The following is a 26463-nucleotide window of genomic DNA, read 5'->3' on the forward strand; positions in this document are numbered from 1 at the left end:
GTCAGTGCCGGCCGTTGGCGGACGCGCCGTTGCCGTGGCGTCCGCTCGCATGGCCGGCCATGGTAATGGCACACCGGATGGCCTCGATCATGCTGCCGTGCTCCGCCCGGCCGGTGCCGGCCAGGTCGAGCGCGGTGCCATGATCCACCGATGTGCGGATAAAGGGCAGGCCCAGTGTGATGTTGACGCCGTGGCCGAAGGTGCCGTACTTGAGTGGCGCCAGACCCTGGTCATGGTACATCGCCAGCACGCAGTCGGCATCGCGCAGGTGCCGCGGCTGGAACAGCGTGTCGGCGGGATAAGGCCCGCGTGCGTCGATGTCGGCGTCGCAGGCCAGCGCCAGCGCCGGGCCGATGACGTCGATCTCCTCGCGGCCCATATGCCCCGATTCGCCGGCATGCGGGTTGAGCCCCGTCACCAGGATACGGGGGCGGGCAATGCCGAAGTGGCGCCGCAGATCGTGGTCGACGATCTTCAGCGTCTCCTGCAGCATCGGAATGGTCAGCGCGTCGGGCACGGCGCGCAGCGGCAGATGGGTGGTGGCCAGCGCCACGCGCAGCATGGCGTTGTCATGCGCGGGCTGCGGCCCGGCCAGCATCATCACCACGCGCGGCACGGCGGCGCGTTCGGCCAGGTATTCGGTATGGCCGGTGAACGGCACGCCGGCGTCGTTGATCGTGCTTTTCTGCACCGGCGCGGTGATCATGGCCGCAAAGCGACCGGCCTGCAGGCCGTCGATGGCGGTATCGAGCAGCGCCAGCACGTAGCGGCCGTTGCGGGCATCGAGCTGGCCGGCCTCGCAGGCCACGCCCAGTGCCACATCCTCGACGACCACATCGCCATCGGCCAGCCGGCGCTGCCACGCATGCGCCACGCCCAGCGCCTCGGCGCGCCGCGCCAGCAGGCGCGCGTCGCCGATCACATGGAACCGGTACGCGCCATGGCCCATGCCATTGGCCGCGCCGCCAAGCTGCAGCAGCGCCCCGATCGTGATGTCGGGGCCGATGCCGGCGGGTTCGCCGGTGGTGATGGCAAGCGCCAGGGGCGCAGGTGCAGGGTCGGGCATGGCAGGAGCGGCGCGCGTCAGCGTTGTCGGTTGATCCGGTATTCCACGTACGCCGCGCTGCGCAGCTGGCGCACCCAGTCATCATAGGCGGCGCGCAGCTTCTGTTCCCGCACTTCCTGCCGGGCGAAATCGCGCTGCTTCTCGGCGGAGACCTCGGTCTCGCGACGGTTTTCCACCTGGATCAGGTGCACGCCGAACTGCGTGACCACGGGCTCGGAGATTTCACCCGGGCGCAGGCGGTTCATGGCCTGTTCGAACGCCGGCACCAGTTCGCCCGGCGACACCCAGCCCAGTTCGCCGCCCTGCTGGGCGGAACCGTCCTGCGAGTAGCGGCGCGCCGCATCGGCAAAATCGGCGCCGTGCGCGAGACGGTCGCGCAGCGTCGTCATCTGGCGCCTGGCTTCCGCCTCCGGCATGTTCGGGCCGGTACGGATCAGGATGTGGCGCACCTGGGTCTGCGTGATGTGGTCGGCAGTGGCCTGCTGCGCCGGAGCCGCCGTGCGCTTGGCCGCCAGCTTGAGCACATGGAAGCCGTTGGCCGATTCCACCACGTCCGGCACCACCTTGCCCGGCTGCAGATCGACCACGGCATTGGCGAACAGCGCCGGCAGGCGGCCGATCTCGCGGAAACCGAGCGCGCCGCCCTGCGACGCTTCCGGCGCGTCCGAATTGGCCTTGGCCAGTTCGGCAAAGTCCGCGCCGCCCTGCGCCTGCTTGAGCAGGCCTTCGGCCTTGGCCTTGAGCTGTGCCTTCTGGGCCTCGGATGCGTCATCGGGCACGCGCACCAGGATCTGCTGCACGTTGTATTCGGCCGGACCCACGGCGGCGGGCTGGCCGCTGCGCGCCGCCAGGAAGTTGTCGATCTCGCCGTCGTAGACCTGCACCTTCGAGTCCACTTCGCGTTCGCGCAGGCGGATCACCTGCACCTGCTTGCGCAGTTCGTCGCGGTACTTGGTCCAGCTCATGCCGCTGGCCTCCACGCGGCTGCGCAGGTCAGTCGCCGACATCTTGTTCTGCTGCGCGACCGATTCGATCGCGCGGTCCACTTCCTGGTCGGTGACCTTGATTCCGGCGTCCTGCGCGGCCTGCGTCTGCACGCGCTCCATCACCAGCCGCTCCAGCACTTCGCCAAGCAGGTCCGGCCGCTCGGGAATCGGGCGATTCGCGGCCCGGAGCTGGTTCTCGATCTCGTCGGCCCGGTCAAGCAGCTCGCGACGCGTGATCACGCTGTTGTTGACGATGGCAACCACCTCGTCCACCAGCTGCGATCGCTTCTGCGCCGGCTGCGGAATGCCCATCTGCGGCTGGCTGGGCGCCACCGTGCTCGTCTGGCCACTCTGCTGCGGCACGAAGATGCCCTGGGTGCGCGCGCCCGGGGCGCGCAGTTGCGCGGCGGCCGGAGCGGCCAGCGTGACGAGCACCGCGGAGAGCAGCACCTGCTGCCAGGGATTCAGGCGGGACATAACCGAAAAGGCTTGACGTTTCATCTTGGTCCGTCATTCATAGTGATCGTACGGGGACGTGGGCACCGGTCGCGCGGTCACGGGCTCGTAGCCCGGCACGTTCAGGCGCAGCATGTCCAGCGGATTGGAGCCGACTTTCGACAATCCGCGGAATTCCACCTGCAGGAAGACCCGGCCGGTGTATCCGTTCGTGGTGTTGCGGAAACGCTGGTACACGAAGCGGCCGACCCAGCAGTCGGCCGTGTATTCAAAGCCGGCCAGCGCATCCACCAGCTGGTTGGCCGACTGGTCATACGCCACGCGGCCAATGCCGTAGACGCGCTGGGTGATCGGCCACTGGCCCGACACCTCGAACTGGTCGATCGCGGTATTGTCCGTGACCGACGTCGGCCGGCGGTAGCGATAGCCCATGTTGAGCAGCTTGCGCGACTCCGGACGCCACTGGAACGCCACGTTCGAGTAGTTGATACGGTTCTGGTCCGGATTCCACTGGATGCCCGCGTCCAGGTAGTAGCCGCGGAACAGCTGGATGGTCGTCGCGGCCAGCAGGTCCGAATACGTCGGCTTGGTATCGTTCAGCGTGCCGCCGATCTGCACGCGCTGGCCGGTGAAGTCGATCCGTTGCGCGATCGTACCGCGGAACCGCTCGACGCCGGTCTCGGACTCGATCAGGCGGGTGGTCAGGCCTGCGGTCAGCTTGTTGTTGTCGGCAATCCGGTCATTACCGCTGAACGGGTTCTCGGTAAAGATCTGGCCATAGCTGAAGTCCGACTGCACGGTGTCGAACAGCGGAAACTGGCTCTGGTCGCGGAACGGCGTGTAGACGTAGAACAGGCGCGGTTCCAGCGTCTGCGTGTAGTTCACGCCAAACAGCCGGCTCAGGCCCGGCGCATCGCGCTCGAACGTCATGCCCGAATCGACGCTGACGGTCGGAATCGCACGGCTCAGCGTGTTGGATGCGCCGGTCGTGTTCGTGCCCGCGTCCATGTTGTACTGCGCCGCGTTGAAGATCACCTTCGGCGTCACATACCAGCCCGGCCGGATGATCGGGTAGCTGATCGAAGGGTTGAAGTAGGCGCGGCTGCCTTCGGGTTGCTGGAATCCTGTCGACGTCAGCGGAATCTTGAAGCGCGTGTAATCGGTGTCCAAGGCGATATCGAATCCGCCAAGGTCATAGCGCGTGTACCTGGCACTGATCTGCGGCTCGCGCTCGTACGACGGCTCGCTGGGACGAAGCGTCTGGAATTTCTGGACCCGCGCCAGGAACGTCCAGTTCTGCCAGCCGTAAACCACGCCCCCTTCCTGCGTGTACTGACGCAGGGTTGACTGCGATACACTCCGCGTCAGGTCGTCCGGATACTGGTCATCCGAGACCTTGCTGACGTTCGCGTACGCCGTCATGCCCGGGATGATCGCCTGGCTGTGTTGGACCGAGTACGCCCAGCGGTCGCGGCCGGCCTTCTTGTCGTCGGGCAGGATCTCCGCACGGATGCGGCCGCTGTAGCCTGCGCCGATATACCGGAAATCACCGCCCAGCTGCACCCCGCGCGACGACAGGATACGCGGATACACGGTCAGGTCGCGGTTCGGCGCCAGGTTGAAGTAGTACGGCACCGTGAGGTCCGCGCCCGACTTCGAGCTGTAGCCGAACAGTGGCGGCAGCACACCGCTGCGGCGATCGTTGTTCAGCGGGAACGAAAACGCCGGCGCCGCCGCCACGGGCACGCCGAAGAAGTTCAGCACCCCGCCGTACGCCACGCCCACCTCGCGATCGCTATCCAGATCGAGCTTGCGCGCGCTGAAATACCAGTCGGCATTGTCGGGCGAGCAGGTCGTATAGGTGGCCTTCTTGAGCGTGCTGCGGTCAGGATCGAGAAAGTCGATCCGCTCGGCGCTGCCCGATCCCCCGGTCTGGTCGAAATAGTAGTCGGGCGACAGCATGTAGCCTTCGTTGGCCTGCACGCGCAGCTTTGCCTCCGGGCCCACCGCCAGCGTGCCGCTCTTGGACAAGCGCACGTTGCCCGTCGCGTGGGCCTCGTCGGTGTCCTGGTCGTAGGTCAGCTTGTCGCCCTTGACCACGCCGCCATCGCGGCGCAGTTCGGCGTTGCCTTCGAGTTCGACACCCTTCTCGTTGTACCCGGTCATCCGGTCGCCCGAGGCATAGGCCGGCGCATTCGGATTCGAGGGCGTAGACGAGGGCGCCACCCCCAGCGTGCTGCTGCCCGCATTGGCGGGCTGGCGCGGCGGTTCGGTCAGGCGCGGCACCAGCTCGCCCGCCTCGGGCGGCGGCGGCTCGGGCTCGGCAGCCTGGGTGACCACCGGCTCGATCATCTCGATATTGGGAATGGTGGACGCAGCGCCGTACTGCGCATGCGCGTTGACCGAAAGGCCGGCCATGGCCAGCACGAGCGGTCGCAGGGCGCTGGCGGGCACGCGGGCGCGCCGGGGCATGCCCTGGCGCGCAGGCGGTCGGGTGGCCGGATGATGCGGTTGTCGTTGTTCGGTCATGCAAACGGTTGTCGGTCGGCTCGGCGGCGGGCGCTGCGCGGGGCGTCGCAATGCGGCTCCCGCGCCCCCCAGCCCAATGCCGGAGCGGGCTGCGGGGCGACAAAGGCCCCTCCCGAGGGCCACCCGGCGCCCGGGTCTGGTCGGGTATTATACGGGGCATCGTATTCTCCCTTTCCGGCATGGCTGCACTTATTGACGACCCGGGTCACGACCCGCGTATCGAACAACTGAAATCGTGGGTGGCCGGACTCGGCACAACCTGGTCGATCGACCCCGCTTCGTGCGTGCCGGCATCGGCCGACGCCAGCTTCCGCCGCTACTTCCGGGTGCGGACCGGCCATCCCGGGCATCCGACCGCGATCGTGATGGACGCGCCCCCGACCCATGAGGACTGCCGGCCGTTCATCCACGTGGCAAAGCTGTTCGGCGATGCCGGCGTGACGGTGCCCACCGTGCTGGAACAGGACCTGGCGCAGGGTTTCCTGCTGCTGGCCGACCTGGGCAGCCAGACCTACCTGTCGCGGCTGGACGCCGCTTCGGCCCGTCCGCTGTATGGTGACGCCGCCGCCGCGCTGGTGCGGATCCAGCTGGCCACGCGCCCCGGCGAATTGCCCGCGTACGACCGCCCGCTGCTGCAACGCGAGCTGGACCTGTTCCCGCAGTGGTATGTGGGCCGGCACCTTGGCGCCACGCTCGACGACCGCCAGCAGGCCGACCTGCGCGAGGTCTTCGACACGATCCTGACCAACAACCTGGCCCAGCCGCAGGTCTACGTCCACCGCGACTACCACTCGCGCAACCTGATGGTGCTGCCCGAAGGCGCCACGGTAGGCGCCAATCCGGGCATCCTGGACTTCCAGGACGCCGTGATCGGCCCGATCACCTACGACGCGGTGTCGCTCTGGCGCGACGCCTATATCGAATGGGAAGAAGAGCAGCAGCTCGACTGGCTGATCCGCTACTGGGAACAGGCGCGCAAGGCGGGCCTGCCGGTGGCTGCCGATTTTGGCGATTTCTACCGCGATTTCGAATGGATGGGCCTGCAGCGCCACCTGAAGGTGCTGGGCATCTTCGCGCGGCTGTACCACCGCGACGGCAAGGACGGCTATCTGGCCGACATGCCGCTGGTGCTCAAATACACGCGCAGCGTGGCGGGCCGCTATTCGGAAATGCGCAAGCTCGTGCGTCTGCTTGACGCCCTGGAAGGCACCGAGCGGCCCACCGGCCTGACGTTCTGACCGTGTCCGCGCCTGTGGAAACGCCCCCGGACCCTTCCATCACGCGCCGCGGCGAGTGGTGGGCCGGGGTCTGCGCGCTGGCGCCGATGCTGCTGGGCGTGGTGCCGTTCGGGCTGATCTATGGCGTGCTGGCCGTCAACGCCGGCATGCCGGCCTGGCTGGCCTGCGCGATGAGTGCCATTGTCTTCGGCGGCGCGTCGCAGATGATCCTGACCCAGTTGTGGTCCGCCGGCACCCCGGCCCTGGTCATCGCGTTCACGGTGGCCATGGTCAACCTGCGTCACGCGCTGTATTCCGCCACCATCGCGCCGTCGCTGGCACCGCTGCCGCGCCGCTGGAAGGCCCTGGTGGCCTACCTGCTGACCGACGAGGCATTTGCCGCGATGACGCGGCGCCTGGGCGATACCGGCCCGCGTGCCCGCTACCGCCACTGGTTCTACTTTGGCGCCGGCTTCGCGCTGTGGTCGAACTGGCAGCTGTCGACACTGGCCGGCGTGCTGGTGGGCGCCCAGGTGCCGCGCGACTGGCCGCTCGATTTCTTCCTGCCGCTGACCTTCATCGCCATCATCGTGCCGAACCTCAAGCACCGCGCACAGGTGGCGGCCGCGCTGGTGGCTACCGCGCTGGCCGTGGCCTGCTACACGATGCCGCACAAGCTCGGCATCATGGTGGCGGCGCTGGGCGGCATTGCCGCGGGCATGCTGCTGCTTGAACGCAACCGCCGCGGCGGGCAACACGCCGCCGGCGCGCCCGAGCGCAAGGAGCACGTGGCATGACTTCGCTGACCCTGCTGTGGGTGTTCCTGGGCGCGGGCCTTGCCACTTACCTGATCCGGCTGTCGTTCATCGCCGTCGAAGGCCGCGTGCGCCTGCCGCTGTGGTTCCGCACCGCGCTGCAGTTCGTGCCGGCCGCCATGCTGTCCGCGCTGATCGCGCCCGACCTGCTGATGCACGACGGCGCCCTGTACCTGAGCCCCTACAACGCACGCCTGGTGGCTGGCCTGGTGGCCATCGTCGTGGCGGCCCGCACCCGCAGTGTGGGCTGGACGATTGCCAGCGGCATGGCCACCCTGATCGGCCTGGAGACCCTGTTTTGAAAGCGATGATCTTCGCCGCCGGGCGCGGCGACCGCATGCGCCCGCTCACCGATACCACGCCCAAGCCCTTGCTGGCCGTGGGCGGCAAGCCGCTGATCGTCTGGCAGATCGAGGCGCTGGCCCGCGCCGGGTTCCGCGACATCGTCATCAACCATGCCTGGCTGGGCGACAAGCTCGAAGCGGCGCTGGGCGACGGGCGGCAGTTCGGCGTGCGCATCCACTGGTCCGCGGAAGGCACCGCGCTGGAAACCGCGGGCGGTATCGCCCATGCGCTGCCGCTGCTGACCGCCGGGGGCGACGACGGAGTCTTCCTGGCCGTGTCGGGCGACATCTTCTGCGATTTCGACTATCAACAGCTGCTGCCGCGCACCCGGGCCATGGCGGCCGCCGCGCGCCCGCAGATGCATCTGGTGATGGTGCCGAACCCGCCTTTCCATCCGCAGGGCGATTTCGTGCTGGGCGATGACGGCCATCTGCGCATGCCCGCCGACGGCGCGGCCGGCCAGGCGCTGACCTTCGGCAATATCGGGCTCTACGACACGCGCCTGTTCCGCGATGTCGCGCCGGGCCAGAAGGTGGCCATGTCGCCGTATTACCGCGAGGCGATCCGCCAGGGTACGGCAACCGGCGAACGCTTCGATGGCCGATGGGAAAACGTCGGCACGCCCGAGCAGCTGGCTGCCCTGGACCGCGCGCTGCGCGGCTGAACGTCCGGATTCGCACGGCGCGCACCGCCCGAGCAGCCCTTCAGGCGCCTTTCAAGCGCCTTTCAGGTCGCATGTCGCGCCCGCATCGCGCGCCGTCGGGTTTAGAATCGGCACATTCCCCTCACCGGCTTCCCTCATGTCCGCACCCGATTCCGCTCTCCTTGACGCGTGCCGCGACCGCCGTGCCCGTGTGCTGAAACACCTGCGCGCCCATGGCGGCGGCGTGGCCATCGTGCCGACCGCCCCGGAAGCCATGCGCAACCGCGACAGCGACTATCCGTACCGGCACGACAGCTATTTCTATTACCTGACCGGCTTCACCGAGCCCGAGGCCGTGCTCGTGCTCGTGGCCGGCGCGGCGGGCGGCGGTGAGGACCGGAGCATCCTGTTCTGCCGTCCCAAGCATGAAGAGCGCGAGATCTGGGACGGCTTCCGCTTTGGACCGGAAGGCGCCCGCGCGACCTTCGGCTTCGACGAGGCCCATTCGGTCGAGGAGATCGACAAGCTGCTGCCGCCGCTGCTGGCCAACCGCGCGCAGCTGGCCTACCCGCTGGCCGCCACCACCGACATCGACGCGAACGTGCGCCGCTGGCTCGACGCCGTGCGCATGCAGGGCCGCGCCGGCGTGTCGTCGCCGTCGGTAGCGGTGGATGTGCGCACGCTGCTCGACGAAATGCGCCTGTTCAAGGATGCCGGCGAAATCGCCACGATGCGCCGCGCCGCCGAGATTTCGGCCCAGGCCCATGTGCGGGCCATGCGCACATCGCGTGCCGGGCTGCGCGAATTCCACCTCGAAGCCGAACTGCTCTACGAATTTCGCCGGCATGGCGCGCAGAGCGTGGCCTACAACTCGATCGTTGCGGCAGGCCCCAACGCCTGCGTGCTGCACTACCGCGCCGGTCCGGCCGAGCTGCGCGACGGCGACCTGTGCCTGATCGACGCCGGCTGCGAACTGGACGGCTACGCGTCCGACATCACGCGCACCTTCCCGGTGTCGGGCCGCTTCACGCCTGCCCAGCGCGAACTGTATGACCTGGTGCTGGCCGCGCAGGATGCCGCCATCGCCGAGACACGCGCCGGCGTGCCCTACAACGTGCCGCACGACGCGGCCGTGAAGGTGCTGGCGCAGGGCATGCTCGACACGGGCCTGCTCGACCGCAACAAGGAAGGCACGCTCGATGACGTGCTGGCCAGCGGCAGCTATCGCCGCTTCTACATGCACCGCACGGGCCACTGGCTCGGCATGGACGTGCACGACGTGGGCGAGTATCGCGTGCCCGGTCCGCTGCCGGCCGGCCAGGAAGGCGAACGCCCGTGGCGTCCGCTGGAACCGGGCATGGTGCTGACCATCGAGCCCGGCATCTACGTGCGCCCGGCCGAAGACGTGCCCGAACGCTACTGGCATATCGGCATCCGCATCGAGGATGACGCCGTGGTGACCTCGGGTGAATGTGAACTGATGACGCGCGGCGTGCCGGTAAAGGCCGACGAGATCGAGGCACTGATGCGCGGCAATGGAGGATCGTCGCGATGAAGGCGTTGTTGAGCAAGCTGTTTGGCGTGGGCGTGCCGAAGCACCGGCACACCGCCCAGCCCGTGGACCCGAACCAGCCCTTCGTGGTGAACCTGTATGACGACCGACTGGTCGTGCACCGCCCGGATGGCCAGCGCGAAGAACTGGCGTGGGACGGGCTGGAACGCGTGGTGGTGCGCGTCTCGGACCGCGCGCCCTGGGCGGGCACGCCGTGGCTGATCCTGGCCGGCGACGCCGACAGCCAGCAGGGCTGTGTGGTGCCAATGACGGCGGCCAACCACGATGCGCTGGTCGAACGGCTGCGGCAACTGCCGGGCTTCAGCCAGCAGAAGCTCGATAACGCGATGCGCGACGCCGCTGCCGGCAAGTCGCGCACCGACGCGAACCTGTGGAAGCGCGGCGCGGCCGAGGCGGCGCCCGTCCAGGAGGAAGCCAGCCATGACGCAAGCGGCCAGCCCTGACACGGCCGGTGCGGCACCGGTGATGGACACCGAGCCGCGCGATATTGCCATCGTCGGCGGCGGCCCGGTGGGGCTGGCGCTGGCCTGCCAGCTGCTGCGCACCACGCACTGGCGCATGACGCTGATCGACGCGGCCACGCCCGCCCGCGCAGCACGCGATCCGCGTGCCATCGCCCTGTCGCACGGCAGCCGCCAGTTGCTGGAGCAGATCGGCGCGTGGCCCGTGCCCGCGCAACCGATCGAGCACATTCACGTGTCCCAGCGCGGCCGCTTCGGCCATGTGAAGCTGCATCATGACGACTATGGCGTGCCGGCACTGGGTCACGTGGTCAAGTACGGCGACCTGTGCCAGACGCTGGAACGCGCCCTCGCCCGTGCCGCCGACGCCGCGCCGGGGCGCCTGCAACGCGTTTTCGAGACCCGCATCGAACATATCGATCAGCAAGACGACCGGGGCGAACGCGAACACGCTGCCCTGGTGCGGCTGAGCGGCACCACCCATGTCGACCAGGAAAGCCTGCCGGTGACGTATGCGGCACGCATCGCCATCCAGGCCGAAGGGGGGCTGTTTCACCAGCAGGTGCAGCGCCTGGCGCGCGGCACCGAAGTCACCCGGCGCCGCGACTACGGCCAGACCGCGATCATTGGCCATGTCACCTGCTCGCAGTTGCAGCCGGGCTGGGCCTGGGAACGCTTTACCGACGAAGGGCCGCTGGCCCTGTTGCCGCACGAGGATCACGGCGTGCCGGGCTATGCGCTGGTCTGGTGTTGCGCGCCGGAACAGGCGCAACGGCGCCTGGCCCTGTCCGACGCCGAGTTCGCCGAGGAACTGGGCCGGGCCTTCGGCACGCGCCTGGGCCGCTTCACGCTGGTGGGCAAGCGGCACGCCTTCCCGCTGGGACTCAATGCCGCGCCGGTAACCGTCAGCGGCCGGGTGGCCGCCGTCGGCAATGCGGCGCAAACGTTACATCCGGTGGCTGGCCAAGGCCTGAACCTGGGGTTGCGCGATGCCTTTGCGCTGGCCGATACGCTGAGGGCCGGGTGCACGCCGCAGGCATTGCAGACATTTGCCAGTCGCCACCGGCTGGACCGCGCCATGACGATCGGCATTACCGATCTGCTGCCGCGCGTGTTCGGTATCGGCGGGCCGCTGGCGGCCCATGCCCGCGGCGCATCGCTGGCGGCCCTGGCGTGCGTGGCGCCGCTCAAGCATGCGCTGGCCCGGCAAATGATGTTTGGCGCACGCCGGTAGCGCCACTGGCGGGGGGTGGCGCCCTCCCGCCCCACGATATTTGCTCATTTATTGGGCAACCGTATCAGTTTGGCGGTAAAATCCCGGCCTCGCCCATGACCCCGACCACGCCGACAGCTGTTCCGGCAGGGGCATGTTTTTGCCAGTTCCCAGCCAGATTCCAGCGTCGTCACCGTGCAGATCGGTCCCCACCAGCTCCGCAACAACCTCTTTGTCGCCCCCATGGCCGGGGTGACGGACCGGCCGTTCCGTCAGCTGTGCAAGCAGTTGGGCGCGGGTTACGCGGTGTCCGAGATGGTGGCGTCCAACGCGCAACTCTGGAAGAGCGAGAAGACCGTGCGCCGCGCCAACCACGCGGGCGAGGTCGAGCCGATCTCGGTGCAGATCGCCGGCGCCGAGCCGTCGATGATGGCCGAGGCGGCGCGCTACAACGTCGACCGGGGCGCGCAGATCATCGACATCAACATGGGCTGCCCGGCCAAGAAGGTGTGCAATGTGGCCGCCGGATCGGCGCTGCTGCAGAACGAACCGCTCGTGGTACGCATCGTCGAGGCCGTGGTGGGCGCCGTGGGCGACCGCGTGCCGGTCACGCTGAAGATCCGCACCGGCTGGGACCGCGAGCACAAGAATGCGCTGCGCGTGGCGCGCATGGCCGAAGACGCCGGCATCAGCATGCTGACGATCCATGGCCGCACCCGCGCCGACCTGTACCACGGCGAGGCCGAGTACGAGACCATCGCCGCGGTCAAGGCGGCGCTGCGCATTCCGGTGGTGGCCAACGGCGACATCACGTCGCCGCACAAGGCGAAGCTGGTGCTGGAAGCGACCGGCGCCGACGCCATCATGATCGGCCGCGCCGCGCAGGGGCGTCCGTGGCTGTTCCGCGAGATCGAGCACTTCCTGAAGACCGGCGAACTGCTGCCGGCGCCCGAAGTGGCCGAGATCCGGGCAATCATGAACCATCACCTGGCGGATCACTACGCGTTCTACGGTGAATTCACCGGCGTGCGCACCGCACGCAAGCATATTGCCTGGTACACGCGCGGGCTGAAGGGCGCGAACCTGTTCCGCCATCGCATGAACACGCTGGAAACCACGGGCGCGCAGCTGGAAGCGGTCAATGCGTTCTTCGACGAGCAGGCGGCCATCTCGGATCGCCTGGTCTATGTCGACGACACCGCCGCCGCCACGGACGAAGAAGAAAACATCCACAACAAAAAGAACCGGGAACTGCTTGCCGCATGAGCCGCAACGCTATCGACCAATGTATCCGGGACAGCCTGGATACCTATTTTCGTGACCTGGACGGCGAAGAGCCGTCCAACATGTACAACATGGTGCTGGAGGCCGTGGAACGGCCGCTGCTGGAAGCCGTGATGTTGCGCGCGGAGCGCAATCAGTCACTGGCGGCCGCGTATCTCGGCATCAACCGCAATACCCTTCGCAAGAAGCTGCAGCAACACGGATTACTTTGAAGCGTTCCCCCAAGCCATGATCAAGCAAGCCCTTCTCTCTGTTTCCGACAAGACCGGCATCGTCGACTTCGCCCGCGACCTGAACGCGCTCGGCGTCACGCTGCTGTCCACCGGCGGTACCGCCAAGCTGCTGGCCGACGCCGGCCTGCCCGTCACGGAAGTTGCCGACTACACCGGCTTCCCCGAAATGCTCGACGGCCGCGTCAAGACGCTGCACCCGAAGGTGCACGGCGGCATCCTGGCGCGCCGCGACCTGCCCGAGCACATGGCCGCCCTGGCCGAGCACGACATCCCGACGATCGACCTGCTGGTGGTGAACCTGTACCCGTTCCAGCAGACCGTGGCCAAGGATGACTGCACGCTGCCGGACGCCATCGAGAACATCGACATCGGCGGCCCGACCATGCTGCGCTCGGCGGCCAAGAACCACCGCGACGTGACCGTGATCGTGGACCCGGCCGACTACGCCGTGGTGCTCGACGAAATGCGCGCCAACGCCAACAGCGTGGGCTACGACACCAACTTCCGCCTGGCCACCAAGGTGTTCGCCCACACCGCCCAGTACGACGGCGCGATCACGAACTACCTGACCAGCCTCGGCGCCGACAAGTCGCACCAGGCCCGCAGCAGCTATCCGCAGACGCTGAACCTGGCCTTCGAGAAGGTGCAGGAAATGCGCTATGGCGAGAATCCGCACCAGTCGGCCGCGTTCTACCGCGACCTGAAGACCGTGGACGGCGCGCTGGCCAACTACGTGCAGCTGCAGGGCAAGGAGCTGTCGTACAACAACATCGCCGACGCCGACGCCGCGTGGGAATGCGTGAAGTCGTTCGACGCCGCCAACGGCGCCGCCTGCGTGATCATCAAGCACGCCAACCCCTGCGGCGTGGCCATCGGCGCCAACGCGCTGGAAGCCTACGACAAGGCCTTCAAGACCGATTCGACCTCGGCCTTCGGCGGCATCATCGCCTTCAATGTCGAGCTGGACGAGGCCGCAGCCCAGGCCGTGGCCAAGCAGTTCGTGGAAGTGCTGATCGCCCCGTCGTTCAGCACCGCCGCGCGCAACGTGTTTGCCGCCAAGCAGAACGTGCGCCTGCTGGAAATCCCGCTCGGCCGCGGTGTCAACCAGTATGACCTGAAGCGCGTGGGCGGCGGCCTGCTGGTGCAGGGCCCGGACGCCCGCAACGTGCAGCCGGGCGAACTGCGCGTGGTGACGCGCCGTCATCCGACCCCGAAGGAAATGGACGACCTGATGTTCGCCTGGCGCGTGGCCAAGTTCGTGAAGTCGAATGCCATCGTGTTCTGCGCCAACGGCATGACGCTGGGCGTCGGCGCCGGCCAGATGAGCCGTGTGGATTCGGCCCGGATCGCCAGCATCAAGGCCCAGAACGCCGGCCTGACGCTGGCCGGTTCGGCCGTGGCTTCGGATGCGTTCTTCCCGTTCCGCGACGGCCTGGACGTGGTGGTCGACGCTGGCGCCACCGTGGTGATCCAGCCGGGCGGCTCGATGCGCGATGACGAAGTGATCGCCGCCGCCGACGAGCGCGGTATCGCCATGGTGCTGACCGGCACGCGCCACTTCCGCCACTAAGCTGCGGCGGCCCCTCTCCCCGCTTTGCGGGAGAGGGGCGCAAACCTGCAGCATTGCAGGCGTGGGCAGCGTACACTACGCGCATCTGTTTCCCCCTCCCCGCTTCATGCGCATTCTCGGCATCGATCCCGGTCTGCGGACCACCGGCTTCGGCGTGCTCGAAAAGCACGGCAACAAGCTCGCCTATGTGGCCTCCGGCACGATCCGCAGCAATGGCGACGAAAGCCTGCCCCAGCGCCTGAAGACGCTCTATGACGGGATTGCCGAAGTCGCGCGCACCTATGCGCCCGATTGCGCGGCCATCGAGAAGGTCTTCGTCAACGTCAATCCGCAATCGACCCTGCTGCTGGGCCAGGCACGCGGCGCCGCCATCTGCGGCCTGGTGGGCCAGGGCCTGCCCGTGTTCGAATACACGGCACTGCAGCTGAAGGTGGCCGTGGTCGGTTATGGGCGCGCCAACAAGGACCAGGTGCAGGAAATGGTGATGCGCCTGCTGGCGCTGTCCGGCCGCCCCAGCAGCGATGCCGCCGACGCGCTGGGCGTGGCGATCTGCCATGCCAACGGGGGCGACACCCTCGGCACGCTGGCCACGATGGCGCCCGAACTGGCGCGCAAGGGGCTGCGCGTGCGGCGCGGCCGCCTGATCGGCTGACCCGGCTGCCCCGGCAGACAGATCTGCGCGCCGACTGACCTGTCGATGCGACGGGCCTGACGCCTGCGTCGCTTAGAATCGGCGTTCGAGCCCCCGCCCAGGAACGCCCCAGATGCCGCAATCCCTCGTTTTCCGATTTTCACTGGCTGCGGCCACGGCGACGCTGGTCGCCGGCTGCGTCACGGCGCCGCGCGCACCGGTTGCCACCGCGACGCCGCCGGCCACGGCACCCGCACCGGCCGCCCCGGCCCCCGCGCCCGCCGCCCCGGCGCTGGTTATCGGTCATCGCGGCGCCAGCGCCCTGCGGCCCGAGCACACGCTGGCGTCGTACCAGAAGGCCATCGACGACGGCGCCGACATCATCGAGCCCGACCTCGTGTCCACCAAGGACGGCGTGCTGGTGGCCCGCCACGAGAACGACATCACCGGCACCACCAACGTGGCCGAGGTGCCCGAGTTTGCCGGGCGACGCCGCATCAAGGTCATCGACGGCGAGCGCATCGACGGCTGGTTTACCGAGGACTTCACACTGGCCGAACTCAAGTCGCTGCGCGCCCGCGAGCGCATCCCCAGGCTGCGGCCCTACAACGCCAAGCTCGATGACCAGTTCGAAATCGCCACCTTCGACGAAATCCTGAAGCTGGCAGCGCAGGCATCGGGCCGCCGCGGCAGCCCGGTGGGCATTTATCCCGAGCTGAAGCACCCGAGCTACTTCCGCGGCATCGGCCTGCCGCTCGAAGAAAAGCTCGCCGCCACGCTGCAGGGCAATGCCTACGTGAAGACCGCGCCGGTCTACGTGCAGTCGTTCGAAGTGGGCCCGCTGCGGACCATGAAGCGGTTGCTGGGCAGCGCCATGCCGAACGTGAAAATCGTCCAGCTGATCGGCAACGCCAGGCAGCGCCCGGCCGACTGGCGGCTGGCGGGCGACAGTCGCACCTATGCGTCGATGCTGACGCCGCTGGGCCTGCGCGAGGTGGCCACCTACGCCAACGGCATCGGCCCCGAGAAGAGCCTGGTGATGCCGCGCGACGCCCACGGCAGCCTGGCGGCGCCCACGCCGCTGGTGGCTAACGCCCATGCCGCCGGCCTGGTGGTGCACCCGTACACGTTCCGTCCCGAGAACAGCTTCCTGCCGAAGACGCTGCGCGCGCCGGGCGACGATGCCACCCGCAACCCGGACGGCATGGTGCGCGAAGTGCAGGCCTTCCTGGCGGCCGGCATCGACGGCTTCTTCACGGACGACCCCGCACTGGGGCGTCGCGCCGTGGCCACGCCGGCCGGCCAGTAACCCTGAGGGCCGCGCTACACTTGCGGCCAGAATTCGCACCTGACCCCATCCATCATGATCGGACGCATCGCCGGCACCCTGCTTGAAAAGAATCCCCCGCATCTGCTGGTCGACTGCCACGGCGTCGGCTACGAGATCGATGTGCCGATGAGCACCTTCTACAACCTTCCCGCCACGGGGCAGCCCGTGGTGCTGCTGACGCAGCAGATCATCCGCGAGGACGCCCACCTGCTGTTCGGCTTCGGCACCGCCACCGAGCGCAACACCTTCCGGGAGCTGATCAAGATCACCGGCATCGGCGCGCGCATGGCGCTGGCCGTGCTGTCCGGCCTGTCCGTCCCGGAACTGGCGCAGGCCGTGACGATGCAGGAAGCCGGCCGGCTGACGAAAATTCCCGGCATCGGCAAGAAGACCGCCGAACGCCTGCTGCTGGAGCTGAAGGGCAAGCTCGGTGCCGACCTGGGCCATGTGCCCGGTGCCGCGCCCGTGCCCGACAGCGCCGTCGATGTGCTCAACGCGCTGCTGGCGCTGGGGTATTCGGAGAAGGAAGCCGCGCAGGCGATCAAGCAGGTGCCGGCCGGCACGGGCGTGTCCGAGGGCATCAAGCTCGCGCTCAAGGCGCTGTCAAAGGGATAACGCTGCCGGCGCGGGATGTCGCTGCGTGCTGGCGGGCCGTGCGCACCGGCAGCGTAGAATGGCGCCATATAGCTTTCCACTGCCATGATCGAAACCGACAAGCTGACCGGCGACCGCCCGCCGGAGCGCGTAATCTCCGCCACCCCCGCCTCCACCCAGGAAGAAGCCTTCGAACGCGCGCTGCGTCCGAAGCTGCTTGACGAATACGTCGGGCAGGAAAAGGTGCGTGGCCAGCTCGACATCTTCATGCACGCGGCCCGCAAGCGCCGCGAGGCGTTGGACCACGTGCTGCTGTTCGGCCCGCCGGGCCTGGGCAAGACCACGCTGGCCCACATCATCGCGCGCGAAATGGGTGTGAACCTGCGCCAGACGTCGGGCCCCGTGCTGGAGCGGCCCGGCGACCTGGCCGCGCTGCTGACCAACCTCGAGGCCCACGACGTCCTGTTCATCGACGAAATCCACCGCCTGTCGCCCGTGGTGGAAGAAATCCTGTACCCGGCGCTGGAGGACTACCAGATCGACATCATGATCGGCGAGGGCCCGGCCGCGCGTTCGGTCAAGCTCGACCTGCAGCCGTTCACGCTGGTGGGCGCCACCACGCGCGCCGGCATGCTGACCAACCCGCTGCGCGACCGCTTCGGCATCGTGGCACGGCTGGAGTTCTATACGGCCGACGAACTGGCGCGCATCGTCACGCGGTCGGCACAACTGCTCAACGCCACCATCGATGCCGGCGGCGCGCTCGAAATCGCACGGCGCGCGCGTGGCACCCCGCGTATCGCCAACCGGCTGCTGCGCCGGGTGCGCGACTTCGCCGAGGTCAAGAGCGACGGCGCGATCACGCGCGAACTGGCCGACGCGGCGCTGGCGATGCTCGACGTGGACAGCGTCGGCTTCGACCTGATGGACCGCAAGCTGCTGGAGGCCGTGCTGCACAAGTTCGATGGCGGCCCGGTGGGCGTGGACAACCTGGCAGCCGCCATCGGTGAAGCCCGCGACACGATCGAGGACGTGCTGGAGCCCTACATGATCCAGCAGGGCTACCTGCAGCGGACCCCGCGCGGCCGGGTGGCCACCGCCGCCGCCTATCGCCATTTCGGACTGGCGTCGCCGCGCAGCGACCGCGGCGACGGCGACGGCACCCTCCTCTGACATCCACCACGACCCGGTTGCACCGGCGGCGCAACAACCGCCCTGGCAGCCCCTTCGCGCTGCCGTCTACCCCGGCCCGCAAGCCGCTGTGCGTGCGGCCGGGCGCCAATTAAACGTTTTCGGCAACCCCTGCAAGTTTTTTCGAAGTGGATTGATGGCTTATGGCCAGTTGTCCACAATGGCTCCATCCTTTTTACAAAATGCGCACGCGCGCCAACAAGGACAGCCATGAAAATCAGAGCCCAGCACGCCCTTTCCATTGCCGCCTGCCTGATGTTCGCCTGGGGCGGCGCCGCCCAGGCCCAGAAACCGTCGACCCCGGCGCCCATCGGCGTGGCCGAGGAAGCGGTGGTCAGCGGCCGGGTCGTCAATGTCGATCCCGACTCGAAGGCCGTGCTGGTCAAGGGCCCGGGCGGCAATCTGGTCGAAATCATCGCGGGTGACGAAGCCAAGAACATCGGCAACGTCAAAAAGGGCGATATCGTCACACTGACGCGCGGCGCGGCCGTGGTGGCCGGGCTGGAGCCCATCGGCAGCAAGGACACCGCGCTGATGGAGCAGGTCGAGCGCATCTCGCACGCGCCCGAGGGCGGCAAGCCCGGCGTCATGCGCGAAATCACGACCACCATTACCGCACAAGTCACCAATGTGGATGTTGCCAAGCGCACAGTCACGTTCCGCGGCCCGCGTGAGACTCTGCGCACCGTGAAGGTCCAGGACCCGAATATCGATCTCGCCAGTATCAAGAAGGGCCAGATGGCCAAGTTCGTGATCAAGGAAGTCGTGGCGATCACGGTCAAGGCACCAACCGCTGGCTGACCGGTCCGGCAACCCTGCCGCATCGCCTCTGACGCAGTACCTTTCCCCTCCAGGAGAACAACAAATGGATCGACGTCAGTTTGTCACCCGGGTCGCCGGGTCGGGCCTGCTGGTCGCCACGGCCGCGTTTGCTGCCGGTTGCACGACGACGGGCACCAGCGCGGGCACCGATGCCGCGGCCCAGCGCCGCGAAATCGACGCCGGCGCCGATGGCGCGCTGAACCGGCTTTACGCTTCGGTGAAGAGCGCCCAGGAACTGGGCAATCGTGCGCAAGGCATCCTGGTGTTCCCGCGCGTGCTCTCAGGCGGCCTGGTGATCGGCGGCGAGTATGGCGATGGCGCATTGCGCAGCAAGGGCGTCACGCAGGGCTACTACCGGACGATTGCGGGCTCCATCGGCCTGACCGCCGGGGGCCAGTCCCGCTCGGTCATCATCATGTTCATGACGCCCGAGGCGTACAACAAGTTCGTGCAGTCGAAGGGCTGGACCGTCGGCGCCGATGCCAGCGTGGCACTGGCCAAGGTGGGCGCCAATGGCACCATCGACACCGTGACGGCGCAGCAGCCTGTCATTGCCTTCGTCCAGACCAACGCCGGGGCGATGGTCGATGTGTCGCTGAACGGCGCGAAGATCAGCAAGCTCGACATCTGACGCCTGGCGCCGGCCCCGCCCTGTCAGGGCGGCAAGGCGAGACAGCGGATGGAAACGCCCGGCTTCGGCCGGGCTTTTTCATGGGCGCACCACGCGCACGCGTCGCCACTGGCATAATCGCGCGAACCACGCCGCCCCCGCGCTGCCCGCCCCCGGATGCCACCCATGCAAGAACCGCTTGCCGCCACCGCCGCCCCCGGCCATTCCGGGCGGGTCTATCGCTACTACGACCTCGTGATGGTGGCCTTTGTCACGGTGCTGCTGTGCTCGAACCTGATCGGTGCGGCCAAGGCGGCGCAGGTCACGCTGCCGGTGATCGGGCCGGTCACGTTCGGCGCGGGCGTGCTGTTCTTCCCGGTCTCGTACATCTTTGGCGACGTGCTCACCGAGGTCTACGGCTACGGCCGCGACCGGCGCGTGGTGTGGGCCGGCTTCGCCGCGCTGGCGTTTGCCACGTTCATGGCCTTCGTCGTGCTGCGCATGCCCGTGGCGCCCTTCATGATCGATTACCAGAAAAGCCTGGAAGACGTGTTCGGCAACACCTGGCGCATTGCGTTGGGGTCCCTGATCGCGTTCTGCTGTGGCAGTTTCGCCAATAGCTACACCCTGGCCAAGATGAAGCTCTGGACCGGCGGCCGCTGGCTCTGGACGCGGACCATCGGCTCGACCCTGGCGGGCGAGCTCGTCGATTCGTCGCTGTTCTACGTGATTGCGTTCTACGGCATCTGGCCGCTGGAAAAGGTCATCCAGGTGGCCATCGCGCAGTACATCCTGAAGACCGGCTGGGAGGTCGTGATGACCCCCGTGACCTACAAGGTGGTGGGATTTCTGAAGCGGGCGGAGAACGAGGACTGGTACGACCGGAACACCAATTTCACGCCGTTCCGGCTGCGCGTGTAGGCGTTAGGCGCTGACCGCCCGCACCGCGTCTCACGGTACGCGGCGGTCGACCTCGTCCAGCGTCAGCGCCTCGAGATGGCTGACATCGGCCCATTGCAGCAGTGTCAGGTTGGCACTGTCGCACCGCAGCCGGTTGACGCTGGCGTTCAGCAGCTCGTGCGAGCGCGGCGCCTCCAGCGTCATGCCGGTGGCCTCGCGATAGAGGCAATCGAGCACACCGCCGTGGGCCACCAGCGCGATCCGTTCGCCCGGATGGCGGCGCGACAGCGACAGCGCGACCTCCACCGCCCGCTCGTGGAATTCACGCAGCGACTCACCGGCCGGCGGCGCATAGTCGGGCACGCGCGCCTGCCAGCGGGCAAAGTCGTCGGGCCGCTTTTCCGCCACTTCCGCATAGGTCATGCCTTCGAGCTCGCCGTAGCAGCGTTCGCGCAGGCGCGGCTCGGCGCGCACGGACAAACCCAGCGCCTGCGCCAGCGGCGTGGCCGTTTCGAACGCACGTCCCAGATCGCTGGTGTACACCGCATCGATCGGCTCGCCGGTCAGGGCTTCGGCCAGCGCACGGGCCTGGGCACGGCCCGTGTCATTGAGCGGAATGTCGATCTGGCCCTGCAGCCGCCTTTCGCGGTTCCAGGCCGTCTCGCCATGGCGGATCACGATCAGGTGGGTGTAGGCCAGCGACTGCGGGCCGTTACTTTGCAACATGCCAGTTCCTTGGGGGCGACGGATTTGGGCGGAGTGTGGCGCGGCGGCAGCCTGCTTACTTCACCAGCTTCGGGTTCAGCGTGTAGGTGCCGGTGTAGCTGGCCTGCGCCAGCACGTGGCCGTCGATCGCGCGGCGCACGTCGGCGCCGGTGAACTTGCCCTCCACCGGCACACGGTCGATGTCGAGCGCATACACGGTGAACACGTAGCGGTGCACGATGGCATCGTTCCACGGCGGGCACGGGCCGTCGTAGCCGAAATAGTCGCCCTTCATGTCAGGGTCGTTGGCGAACCAGCCCGTGTAGTCGTTCAGGCCGTGGCGCAGGCCGCCGGCCGTGGCGGTGCCCACCAGCGCCTCGGGTCCAGGCTTGCCGCGCGCGATCACGCCGTCGCTATGCGTGCCGGCCGAGATCGTGTTCAGGCCGGGCGGAATATCGACCAGCACCCAGTGGAAAAAGTCCACGCGCGGCAGCGACGCCGGCACCTCGCGGCCCGCCTGGTTCACGTCGTCGCCCTTGCTGGGCACGTCGGGGTCGTGGACGATCAGCGCAAACGACCGGGTGCCGGCCGGGAAGTCTTCCCAGTGCAGGTCCGGGTTGCGGTTCGCCGACAACGCCACATGGCTGGCGGCATCGGGTACGCAGAAGGCAAACTCGCCGGGAATCGGCGCGTTGTCGGCAAAAGCCTTGCTCCAGAGTTTCATGAAGATCTCCTTCGATATGTCAGGCAGTTCCGGCCGGAGGTACGCGCAGCCAGAACGTCACGGGGCCATCGTTGGTCAGGCTGACCTGCATCATGGCGCCGAACTCGCCGGTCTGGACCGACGGATGCGCGGCGCGCGCGCGGGTCACGAAATGATCATAGAGGCGGCGGCCGTCTTCCGGTGCCGCCGCCGGGGTGAAGCTGGGGCGCGTGCCGCTGTTGGTATCGGCGGCCAGCGTGAACTGGGACACCACCAGCAAGCCGCCCGCCGTGCCCTGGCCGTCGATGTTCTGCACGGGCAGGTTCATCTTGCCCTCGGCATCGGAAAACACCCGGTACGACAGCAGCTTGGCCAGCAACCGTTCGGCCTGCGCCTCGGTGTCGCCGCGCTCGGCGCAGACCAGCGCCAGCAGGCCGGCGCCGATTTCGCCGGTGGTGCGGCCATCCACGGTCACGCGCGCCTGCGATACGCGCTGGATCAGGGCGATCATCGCCGCGTCAGGACAGCGTCACGCGCGCAAAGCGGCGCTTGCCCACCTGCACGACATACGTGCCGGCAGCGACCTTGACCGCCTTGTCGCTGACGGTCTCGCCATCGATCTTCACGCCGCCCTGCTCGATATTGCGGTTGGCCTCCGACGTGGAGGGCACCAGGTTGGCCAGCTTGAGCAGCTGGCCGATGCCCAGCGGGGCGCCTTCCAGCGTCACGGCGGGGATGTCGTCGGGAATGCCGCCACGGGCGCGGTGGTTGAAAGCCTCGAGCGCGGCTTCGGCAGCGGCCTGGCTGTGGAAGCGCGCGACGATTTCCTGCGCCAGCAACACCTTGCAGTCACGCGGGTTGCGGCCCGCGGCGATTTCTTCCTTCATCAGGTCGATCTCGCTCATCGGACGGAACGACAGCAGCGTGAAGTACTGCCACATCAGGTCGTCCGAGATGCTCATCAGCTTGCCGAACATGTCGTTCGGGGCTTCGGTCACGCCGATGTAGTTGTTCTTGGACTTCGACATCTTCTCGACGCCGTCCAGACCCACCAGCAGCGGCATGGTCAGGATGCACTGCGACTCCTGGCCATATTCCTTCTGCAGCTCGCGGCCCACCAGCAGGTTGAACTTCTGGTCCGTGCCGCCGAGTTCGAGATCGGACTTCAGCGCCACCGAATCGTAGCCCTGCATGAGTGGATAAAGGAACTCATGGACCGAAATCGGAATCCCAGTCCGGAACCGTTTGGTGAAGTCGTCGCGCTCCATCATCCGGGCCACCGTGTATTTGGCTGCCAGCTGGATCATGCCGCGCGCGCCGAGCGGGTCGCACCACTCGCTGTTGTAGCGGATTTCGGTCTTCGCCGGATCGAGCACCAAGCTCGCCTGCTTGTAGTAGGTCTGGGCGTTGGCCTCGATCTGCTCGCGGGTGAGCGGCGGACGGGTCGAATTGCGGCCGGACGGATCGCCGATCGTCGACGTGAAATCGCCGATCAGAAAGATCACCTGGTGGCCCAGGTCCTGGAGCTGGCGCAGCTTGTTCAGCACCACGGTATGCCCGAGGTGGATGTCGGGTGCCGTGGGGTCCAGGCCCAGCTTGATGCGCAGCGGCACGCCGGTGGCTTCGCTGCGCGCGAGCTTCTGGAGCCACTCGGTTTCGACCAGGAGCTCGTCACAGCCGCGCTTGGTGATCTCCAGGGCGCGCATCACCGACGGCGTAAGTGGATAATTGGGCGCGGCGGCCGAGGACACTTCACTCATGACGTAAGTCTTTGAAATCTATAAAGAAACTGCGACGGACGACCGGAGCGGTTCTGGTATAATCCGCGCTTCGTGCCAGACGGGTCATCCGTCGGCAAACCGCCGCTCCAGGCGGCAATCAGACAACGCCCGCACCGCACCTCGGGGGAGGAAGGCAGACGAGAGATATCGTCGCGGCAGCGGCCTTGGCAATACCGAAAGCTTGAATTCTACGTGATGTGGTCTAGTCTCCGCGAAGTTTTCGCGCGTGAGCTGGTGGTCCTTGTTGACCCTACGAATCCCCAGCATACGCGCCGCCGCAAGCAGTTGACCGTTGCCGTCGGCACGGTCTTCACGCTCGGCATGGCGGCTGCAATGGGCGTTGCCCCCCGCAACGCCTACGACGATCCGCTCGCCCCGCGCGTGCTGCAGCCGCTGCGCATGCCCGACGTGCGCGAGCAGCTTGAACAGTTGACCGAAGTCGACGGCAACAACGTCTACGTCCGCCAGGAACGCATGCAGCGGGGCGATACCATCGCCACGCTGCTGCGCCGCCTTGGCGTGGAAGATCCGGACGCGCAGTCCTTCATCCTCAAGAATTCCACCGCCCGGGGCCTGTTCAGCCTGAATCCCGGCCAGACCGTGCAGGCCGAGATCGACGACAGCAACCTGCTGGTGTCGCTGCAGGCCAACCTGGGCGGTGACGCCGCGGCCTCGCGCGAACTGGTGATCGAGCGCGTGGCGCCAGCCAAGGAAGGCGGCGACTACACGTACAAGGCCCGCATCGCCACGGTCGAGAACGACCTGCACTACGAAATGGCGTCGGGCGCCATCGACACCAACGGCTTCTTCAAGTCGATGGACGCGGCCAACGTGCCTGACGAAGTGGTCAGCCAGATGATCTCGATCTTCTCGGGCGTGATCGACTTCCACCATGACATTGCGCGCGGCGACCGCTTCCGCATCGTCTATGAAGCCGGCTTCCGCGACGGCGCCTTCGTGCGCAACGGCCGTGTGGTGGCGATCGAGCTGATCAATCGCAACACTTTGTACCAGGCGCTCTGGTACGCGCCGCAGGATGGCGAGCCGGGTGCCTACTACACGTTCGACGGCCGCAGCATGAAGCGCCCGTTCCTGCGCTCGCCGGTGGAGTTCTCGCGCGTGTCGTCGGGTTTCGGCGGCCGCGACCATCCGCTCCACCACAAGTGGGCGCAGCACAAGGGCGTGGACTTCGCCGCACCGCAGGGCACCAAGGTGCTGGCGTCGGGCGAAGGCACGGTGGACTTTGTCGGGCAGCAGAACGGCTACGGCAACATCATCGTGCTGCAGCACGCCGGGGGGTATTCGACGTATTACGCCCACTTGTCCGGCTTTGCGGGCATCCGCGAGGGGCAGCACGTGAGCCAGGGCCAGGTGATCGGCTACGTGGGTTCCACGGGCTGGGCCACCGGGCCGCACCTGCATTACGAATTCCGCTATAACGATGTGCCGCAGAACCCGCTGACGACGACGCTGATGGAAGCGCCGACGCTCACCGGCAAGTCGCGCGCCGAATTCCTGAACTATTCGAGCGCCATGCTGAGCCGCATCAACATGCTGCGCACCTATAACGTCCTGACCGCCAGCAACTGATCCATGTCCATGTCCCCGGTGCCCAGCGACTGCTATATCGGCCTGATGTCGGGCACCAGCATGGATGGCGCGGACGGCGTGCTGGTGGATTTTTCCGGCGCGCACCCCGTCGTGCTGGCCGCCGCGCACGCGCCGTTTCCGCCGGCCTTGCGCGAAGCGTTCGGCGCGCTGCAGCAGCCCGGCGACGACGAGATCCATCGCGAGGCCCTGGCCGCCAACGGACTGGCGCGCGTGTATGCCGAGTGCGTGGCCGGGCTGTTGCGCCTGGCAAATGTCGCGCCGGGGCAGGTGACCGCCATCGGCGCACATGGTCAGACCATCCGCCATCGCCCCGGCCTGTATGACGGGACGGGCTACACGCGACAGACCCAGCATCCGGCCCTGCTGGCCGAGCTGACCGATATCGATGTGGTGGCCGACTTCCGCAGCCGCGACATCGCCGCCGGCGGCCAGGGCGCGCCGCTTGTACCGGCCGTCCACGCGGCGCTATTCGGCGCCCGCGATGAAACGCGCGTGGTCTGCAATATCGGCGGCATCTCCAATATCAGCATCCTGCCGGCCGCCCATTCCGGCCACCCGGTGACGGGCTTCGACTGTGGCCCCGGCAATGCACTGCTTGACCACTGGGTGCAGCAGCATCGCGGCCAGCCGTTCGACGATCGCGGTGCCTGGGGCGCCAGCGGCAGCGTCGATGCCGATCTGCTGTCACGCCTGCTGGCCGAGCCCTACTTCCGCGCGCCGCCGCCCAAGAGCACGGGGCGCGACCTGTTCCATCCGGAATGGCTGCAAGCGGTGCTGAACGGACTGCCCCGACAGATCGCACCCGCCGATGTGCAGGCGACCCTGGCCACGCTGACGGCCACGGCCATCGCCCAGGACGTGCGAACGCATGCCGGCAACGCCCGGCGCCTGATCGTTTGCGGCGGCGGCGCGCGCAATGACTATCTGATGGCGACGCTCGGCCAGTTGCTGCCGGGCATTGCGGTGCAGACGACCGAGGATTTCGGGGTGCCGGTATCGCAGGTGGAAGCCATCGCCTTTGCGTGGCTGGCGCGGCAGTGCGTGCGCCGGGCGCCCGGGAACGTCCCGACGGTCACGGGTGCAGCGGGGCCGCGCGTATTGGGCGCGGTCTATCCGCGCTGACTGGCGGCCTGGCCGCGCTTTCGGGAATAAAAAAAGCGCACCGTAGTGCGCTTTTTTGCCTTGGCGAAGCCG

26 protein-coding genes are annotated in these 26463 nt (G+C 67.7%); 19 read left to right on the forward strand and 7 right to left on the reverse strand.

Annotated elements, in window-relative coordinates; translation table 11 throughout:
* Nucleotide 1: 1 nt before the first annotated feature.
* From pdxA to AC24R4_RS14315, 3 genes are read right to left on the reverse strand one after another with little or no spacing between them, the layout of a single operon-like run.
* Nucleotides 2-1066, reverse strand: coding sequence for a 4-hydroxythreonine-4-phosphate dehydrogenase PdxA (pdxA, locus tag AC24R4_RS14305; RefSeq protein WP_400392075.1), 1065 nt, complete (start codon nucleotides 1064-1066; stop codon nucleotides 2-4).
* A gap of 17 nt (nucleotides 1067-1083) precedes the next feature.
* On the reverse strand, nucleotides 1084-2553 hold the full coding sequence (locus tag AC24R4_RS14310) for a peptidylprolyl isomerase (protein ID WP_400392073.1): 1470 nt from the start codon (nucleotides 2551-2553) through the stop codon (nucleotides 1084-1086).
* Between the two features lie 9 nt (nucleotides 2554-2562).
* On the reverse strand, nucleotides 2563-5037 hold the full coding sequence (locus AC24R4_RS14315) for an LPS-assembly protein LptD (protein WP_400392071.1): 2475 nt from the start codon (nucleotides 5035-5037) through the stop codon (nucleotides 2563-2565).
* Nucleotides 5038-5216: 179 nt separating this feature from the next.
* Between AC24R4_RS14315 and AC24R4_RS14320 the strand changes: the two genes are divergently transcribed.
* From AC24R4_RS14320 to AC24R4_RS14400, 17 genes are all read left to right on the forward strand, one after another.
* Complete coding sequence (locus AC24R4_RS14320) at nucleotides 5217-6275, forward strand: aminoglycoside phosphotransferase family protein (protein WP_400392069.1); 1059 nt, start codon at nucleotides 5217-5219, stop codon at nucleotides 6273-6275.
* Between the two features lie 86 nt (nucleotides 6276-6361).
* Nucleotides 6362-7051 (forward strand): AzlC family ABC transporter permease, encoded by a 690-nt coding sequence (locus tag AC24R4_RS14325; RefSeq protein ID WP_400392087.1) that lies wholly within the window; start codon nucleotides 6362-6364, stop codon nucleotides 7049-7051.
* Nucleotides 7048-7371: an AzlD domain-containing protein gene (locus AC24R4_RS14330; RefSeq protein ID WP_400392067.1), complete on the forward strand. Its 324-nt coding sequence runs from the start codon at nucleotides 7048-7050 to the stop codon at nucleotides 7369-7371. The genes AC24R4_RS14325 and AC24R4_RS14330 overlap by 4 nt, the downstream gene beginning before the upstream one ends.
* Entirely contained in the window at nucleotides 7368-8078 is a 711-nt protein-coding gene (gene murU, locus AC24R4_RS14335) for an N-acetylmuramate alpha-1-phosphate uridylyltransferase MurU (protein WP_400392065.1), read from the forward strand. Before AC24R4_RS14330 ends, murU begins: the two co-directional genes overlap by 4 nt.
* Nucleotides 8079-8214: 136 nt before the next feature.
* Nucleotides 8215-9612 carry an aminopeptidase P N-terminal domain-containing protein gene (locus AC24R4_RS14340; protein WP_400392063.1) on the forward strand — a complete coding sequence of 466 codons (1398 nt, stop codon included), beginning with the start codon at nucleotides 8215-8217 and terminating at the stop codon, nucleotides 9610-9612.
* Nucleotides 9609-10073: a hypothetical protein gene (locus AC24R4_RS14345; RefSeq protein ID WP_400392060.1), complete on the forward strand. Its 465-nt coding sequence runs from the start codon at nucleotides 9609-9611 to the stop codon at nucleotides 10071-10073. Before AC24R4_RS14340 ends, AC24R4_RS14345 begins: the two co-directional genes overlap by 4 nt.
* The gene (locus tag AC24R4_RS14350) at nucleotides 10051-11325 is read left to right on the forward strand and encodes a UbiH/UbiF/VisC/COQ6 family ubiquinone biosynthesis hydroxylase (protein ID WP_400392059.1); all 1275 of its coding nucleotides are present in this window, start codon (nucleotides 10051-10053) and stop codon (nucleotides 11323-11325) included. Before AC24R4_RS14345 ends, AC24R4_RS14350 begins: the two co-directional genes overlap by 23 nt.
* A 174-nt stretch (nucleotides 11326-11499) precedes the next feature.
* The gene (gene dusB, locus AC24R4_RS14355; RefSeq protein WP_400392057.1) at nucleotides 11500-12570 is read left to right on the forward strand and encodes a tRNA dihydrouridine synthase DusB; all 1071 of its coding nucleotides are present in this window, start codon (nucleotides 11500-11502) and stop codon (nucleotides 12568-12570) included.
* The gene (locus AC24R4_RS14360) at nucleotides 12567-12800 is read left to right on the forward strand and encodes a Fis family transcriptional regulator (protein WP_066739474.1); all 234 of its coding nucleotides are present in this window, start codon (nucleotides 12567-12569) and stop codon (nucleotides 12798-12800) included. The genes dusB and AC24R4_RS14360 overlap by 4 nt, the downstream gene beginning before the upstream one ends.
* A 16-nt stretch (nucleotides 12801-12816) precedes the next feature.
* Nucleotides 12817-14391: a bifunctional phosphoribosylaminoimidazolecarboxamide formyltransferase/IMP cyclohydrolase gene (gene purH, locus AC24R4_RS14365; RefSeq protein ID WP_400392053.1), complete on the forward strand. Its 1575-nt coding sequence runs from the start codon at nucleotides 12817-12819 to the stop codon at nucleotides 14389-14391.
* 106 nt (nucleotides 14392-14497) lie between these two features.
* A complete protein-coding gene (gene ruvC, locus AC24R4_RS14370; RefSeq protein WP_153946805.1) occupies nucleotides 14498-15043 on the forward strand; it encodes a crossover junction endodeoxyribonuclease RuvC in 546 nt (181 codons plus the stop codon).
* Nucleotides 15044-15155: 112 nt separating this feature from the next.
* Nucleotides 15156-16331 (forward strand): glycerophosphodiester phosphodiesterase, encoded by a 1176-nt coding sequence (locus AC24R4_RS14375; RefSeq protein ID WP_487523294.1) that lies wholly within the window; start codon nucleotides 15156-15158, stop codon nucleotides 16329-16331.
* 54 nt (nucleotides 16332-16385) lie between these two features.
* Nucleotides 16386-16967 (forward strand): Holliday junction branch migration protein RuvA, encoded by a 582-nt coding sequence (gene ruvA, locus AC24R4_RS14380; protein ID WP_400396997.1) that lies wholly within the window; start codon nucleotides 16386-16388, stop codon nucleotides 16965-16967.
* Between the two features lie 84 nt (nucleotides 16968-17051).
* Nucleotides 17052-18119 carry a Holliday junction branch migration DNA helicase RuvB gene (gene ruvB / locus AC24R4_RS14385; protein WP_487523295.1) on the forward strand — a complete coding sequence of 356 codons (1068 nt, stop codon included), beginning with the start codon at nucleotides 17052-17054 and terminating at the stop codon, nucleotides 18117-18119.
* 228 nt (nucleotides 18120-18347) lie between these two features.
* Nucleotides 18348-18938: a hypothetical protein gene (locus AC24R4_RS14390; protein WP_153946565.1), complete on the forward strand. Its 591-nt coding sequence runs from the start codon at nucleotides 18348-18350 to the stop codon at nucleotides 18936-18938.
* A 64-nt stretch (nucleotides 18939-19002) separates the two neighbouring features.
* The gene (locus AC24R4_RS14395) at nucleotides 19003-19590 is read left to right on the forward strand and encodes a BPSL1445 family SYLF domain-containing lipoprotein (protein WP_487523296.1); all 588 of its coding nucleotides are present in this window, start codon (nucleotides 19003-19005) and stop codon (nucleotides 19588-19590) included.
* A 165-nt stretch (nucleotides 19591-19755) separates the two neighbouring features.
* Nucleotides 19756-20490, forward strand: a complete 735-nt coding sequence (locus tag AC24R4_RS14400) for a queuosine precursor transporter (protein WP_153946563.1) — start codon at nucleotides 19756-19758, stop codon at nucleotides 20488-20490.
* Between the two features lie 30 nt (nucleotides 20491-20520).
* On the opposite strand, the gene AC24R4_RS14405 is transcribed toward AC24R4_RS14400, so the two are convergent.
* Genes AC24R4_RS14405 through tyrS form a run of 4 tightly spaced genes read right to left on the reverse strand, consistent with a single transcriptional unit; the run spans nucleotide 20521 to nucleotide 23637 of the window.
* Nucleotides 20521-21195, reverse strand: a complete 675-nt coding sequence (locus tag AC24R4_RS14405; RefSeq protein ID WP_092595342.1) for a histidine phosphatase family protein — start codon at nucleotides 21193-21195, stop codon at nucleotides 20521-20523.
* Nucleotides 21196-21250: 55 nt separating this feature from the next.
* On the reverse strand, nucleotides 21251-21898 hold the full coding sequence (locus AC24R4_RS14410; protein WP_400394789.1) for a YbhB/YbcL family Raf kinase inhibitor-like protein: 648 nt from the start codon (nucleotides 21896-21898) through the stop codon (nucleotides 21251-21253).
* Between the two features lie 19 nt (nucleotides 21899-21917).
* Nucleotides 21918-22388, reverse strand: coding sequence for a D-aminoacyl-tRNA deacylase (dtd, locus tag AC24R4_RS14415; protein WP_066739485.1), 471 nt, complete (start codon nucleotides 22386-22388; stop codon nucleotides 21918-21920).
* Nucleotides 22389-22395: 7 nt separating this feature from the next.
* Complete coding sequence (gene tyrS, locus AC24R4_RS14420) at nucleotides 22396-23637, reverse strand: tyrosine--tRNA ligase (protein WP_400394786.1); 1242 nt, start codon at nucleotides 23635-23637, stop codon at nucleotides 22396-22398.
* A gap of 216 nt (nucleotides 23638-23853) precedes the next feature.
* Here tyrS and AC24R4_RS14425 point away from each other — a divergent pair, with 216 nt between their 5' ends.
* A complete protein-coding gene (locus AC24R4_RS14425) occupies nucleotides 23854-25248 on the forward strand; it encodes a M23 family metallopeptidase (protein ID WP_400394783.1) in 1395 nt (464 codons plus the stop codon).
* A gap of 3 nt (nucleotides 25249-25251) precedes the next feature.
* On the forward strand, nucleotides 25252-26391 hold the full coding sequence (locus AC24R4_RS14430; protein WP_487523297.1) for an anhydro-N-acetylmuramic acid kinase: 1140 nt from the start codon (nucleotides 25252-25254) through the stop codon (nucleotides 26389-26391).
* The last annotated feature ends 72 nt before the right edge of the window (nucleotides 26392-26463 follow it).

It is taken from the genome of Cupriavidus sp. CER-90 (genome assembly GCF_057652055.1).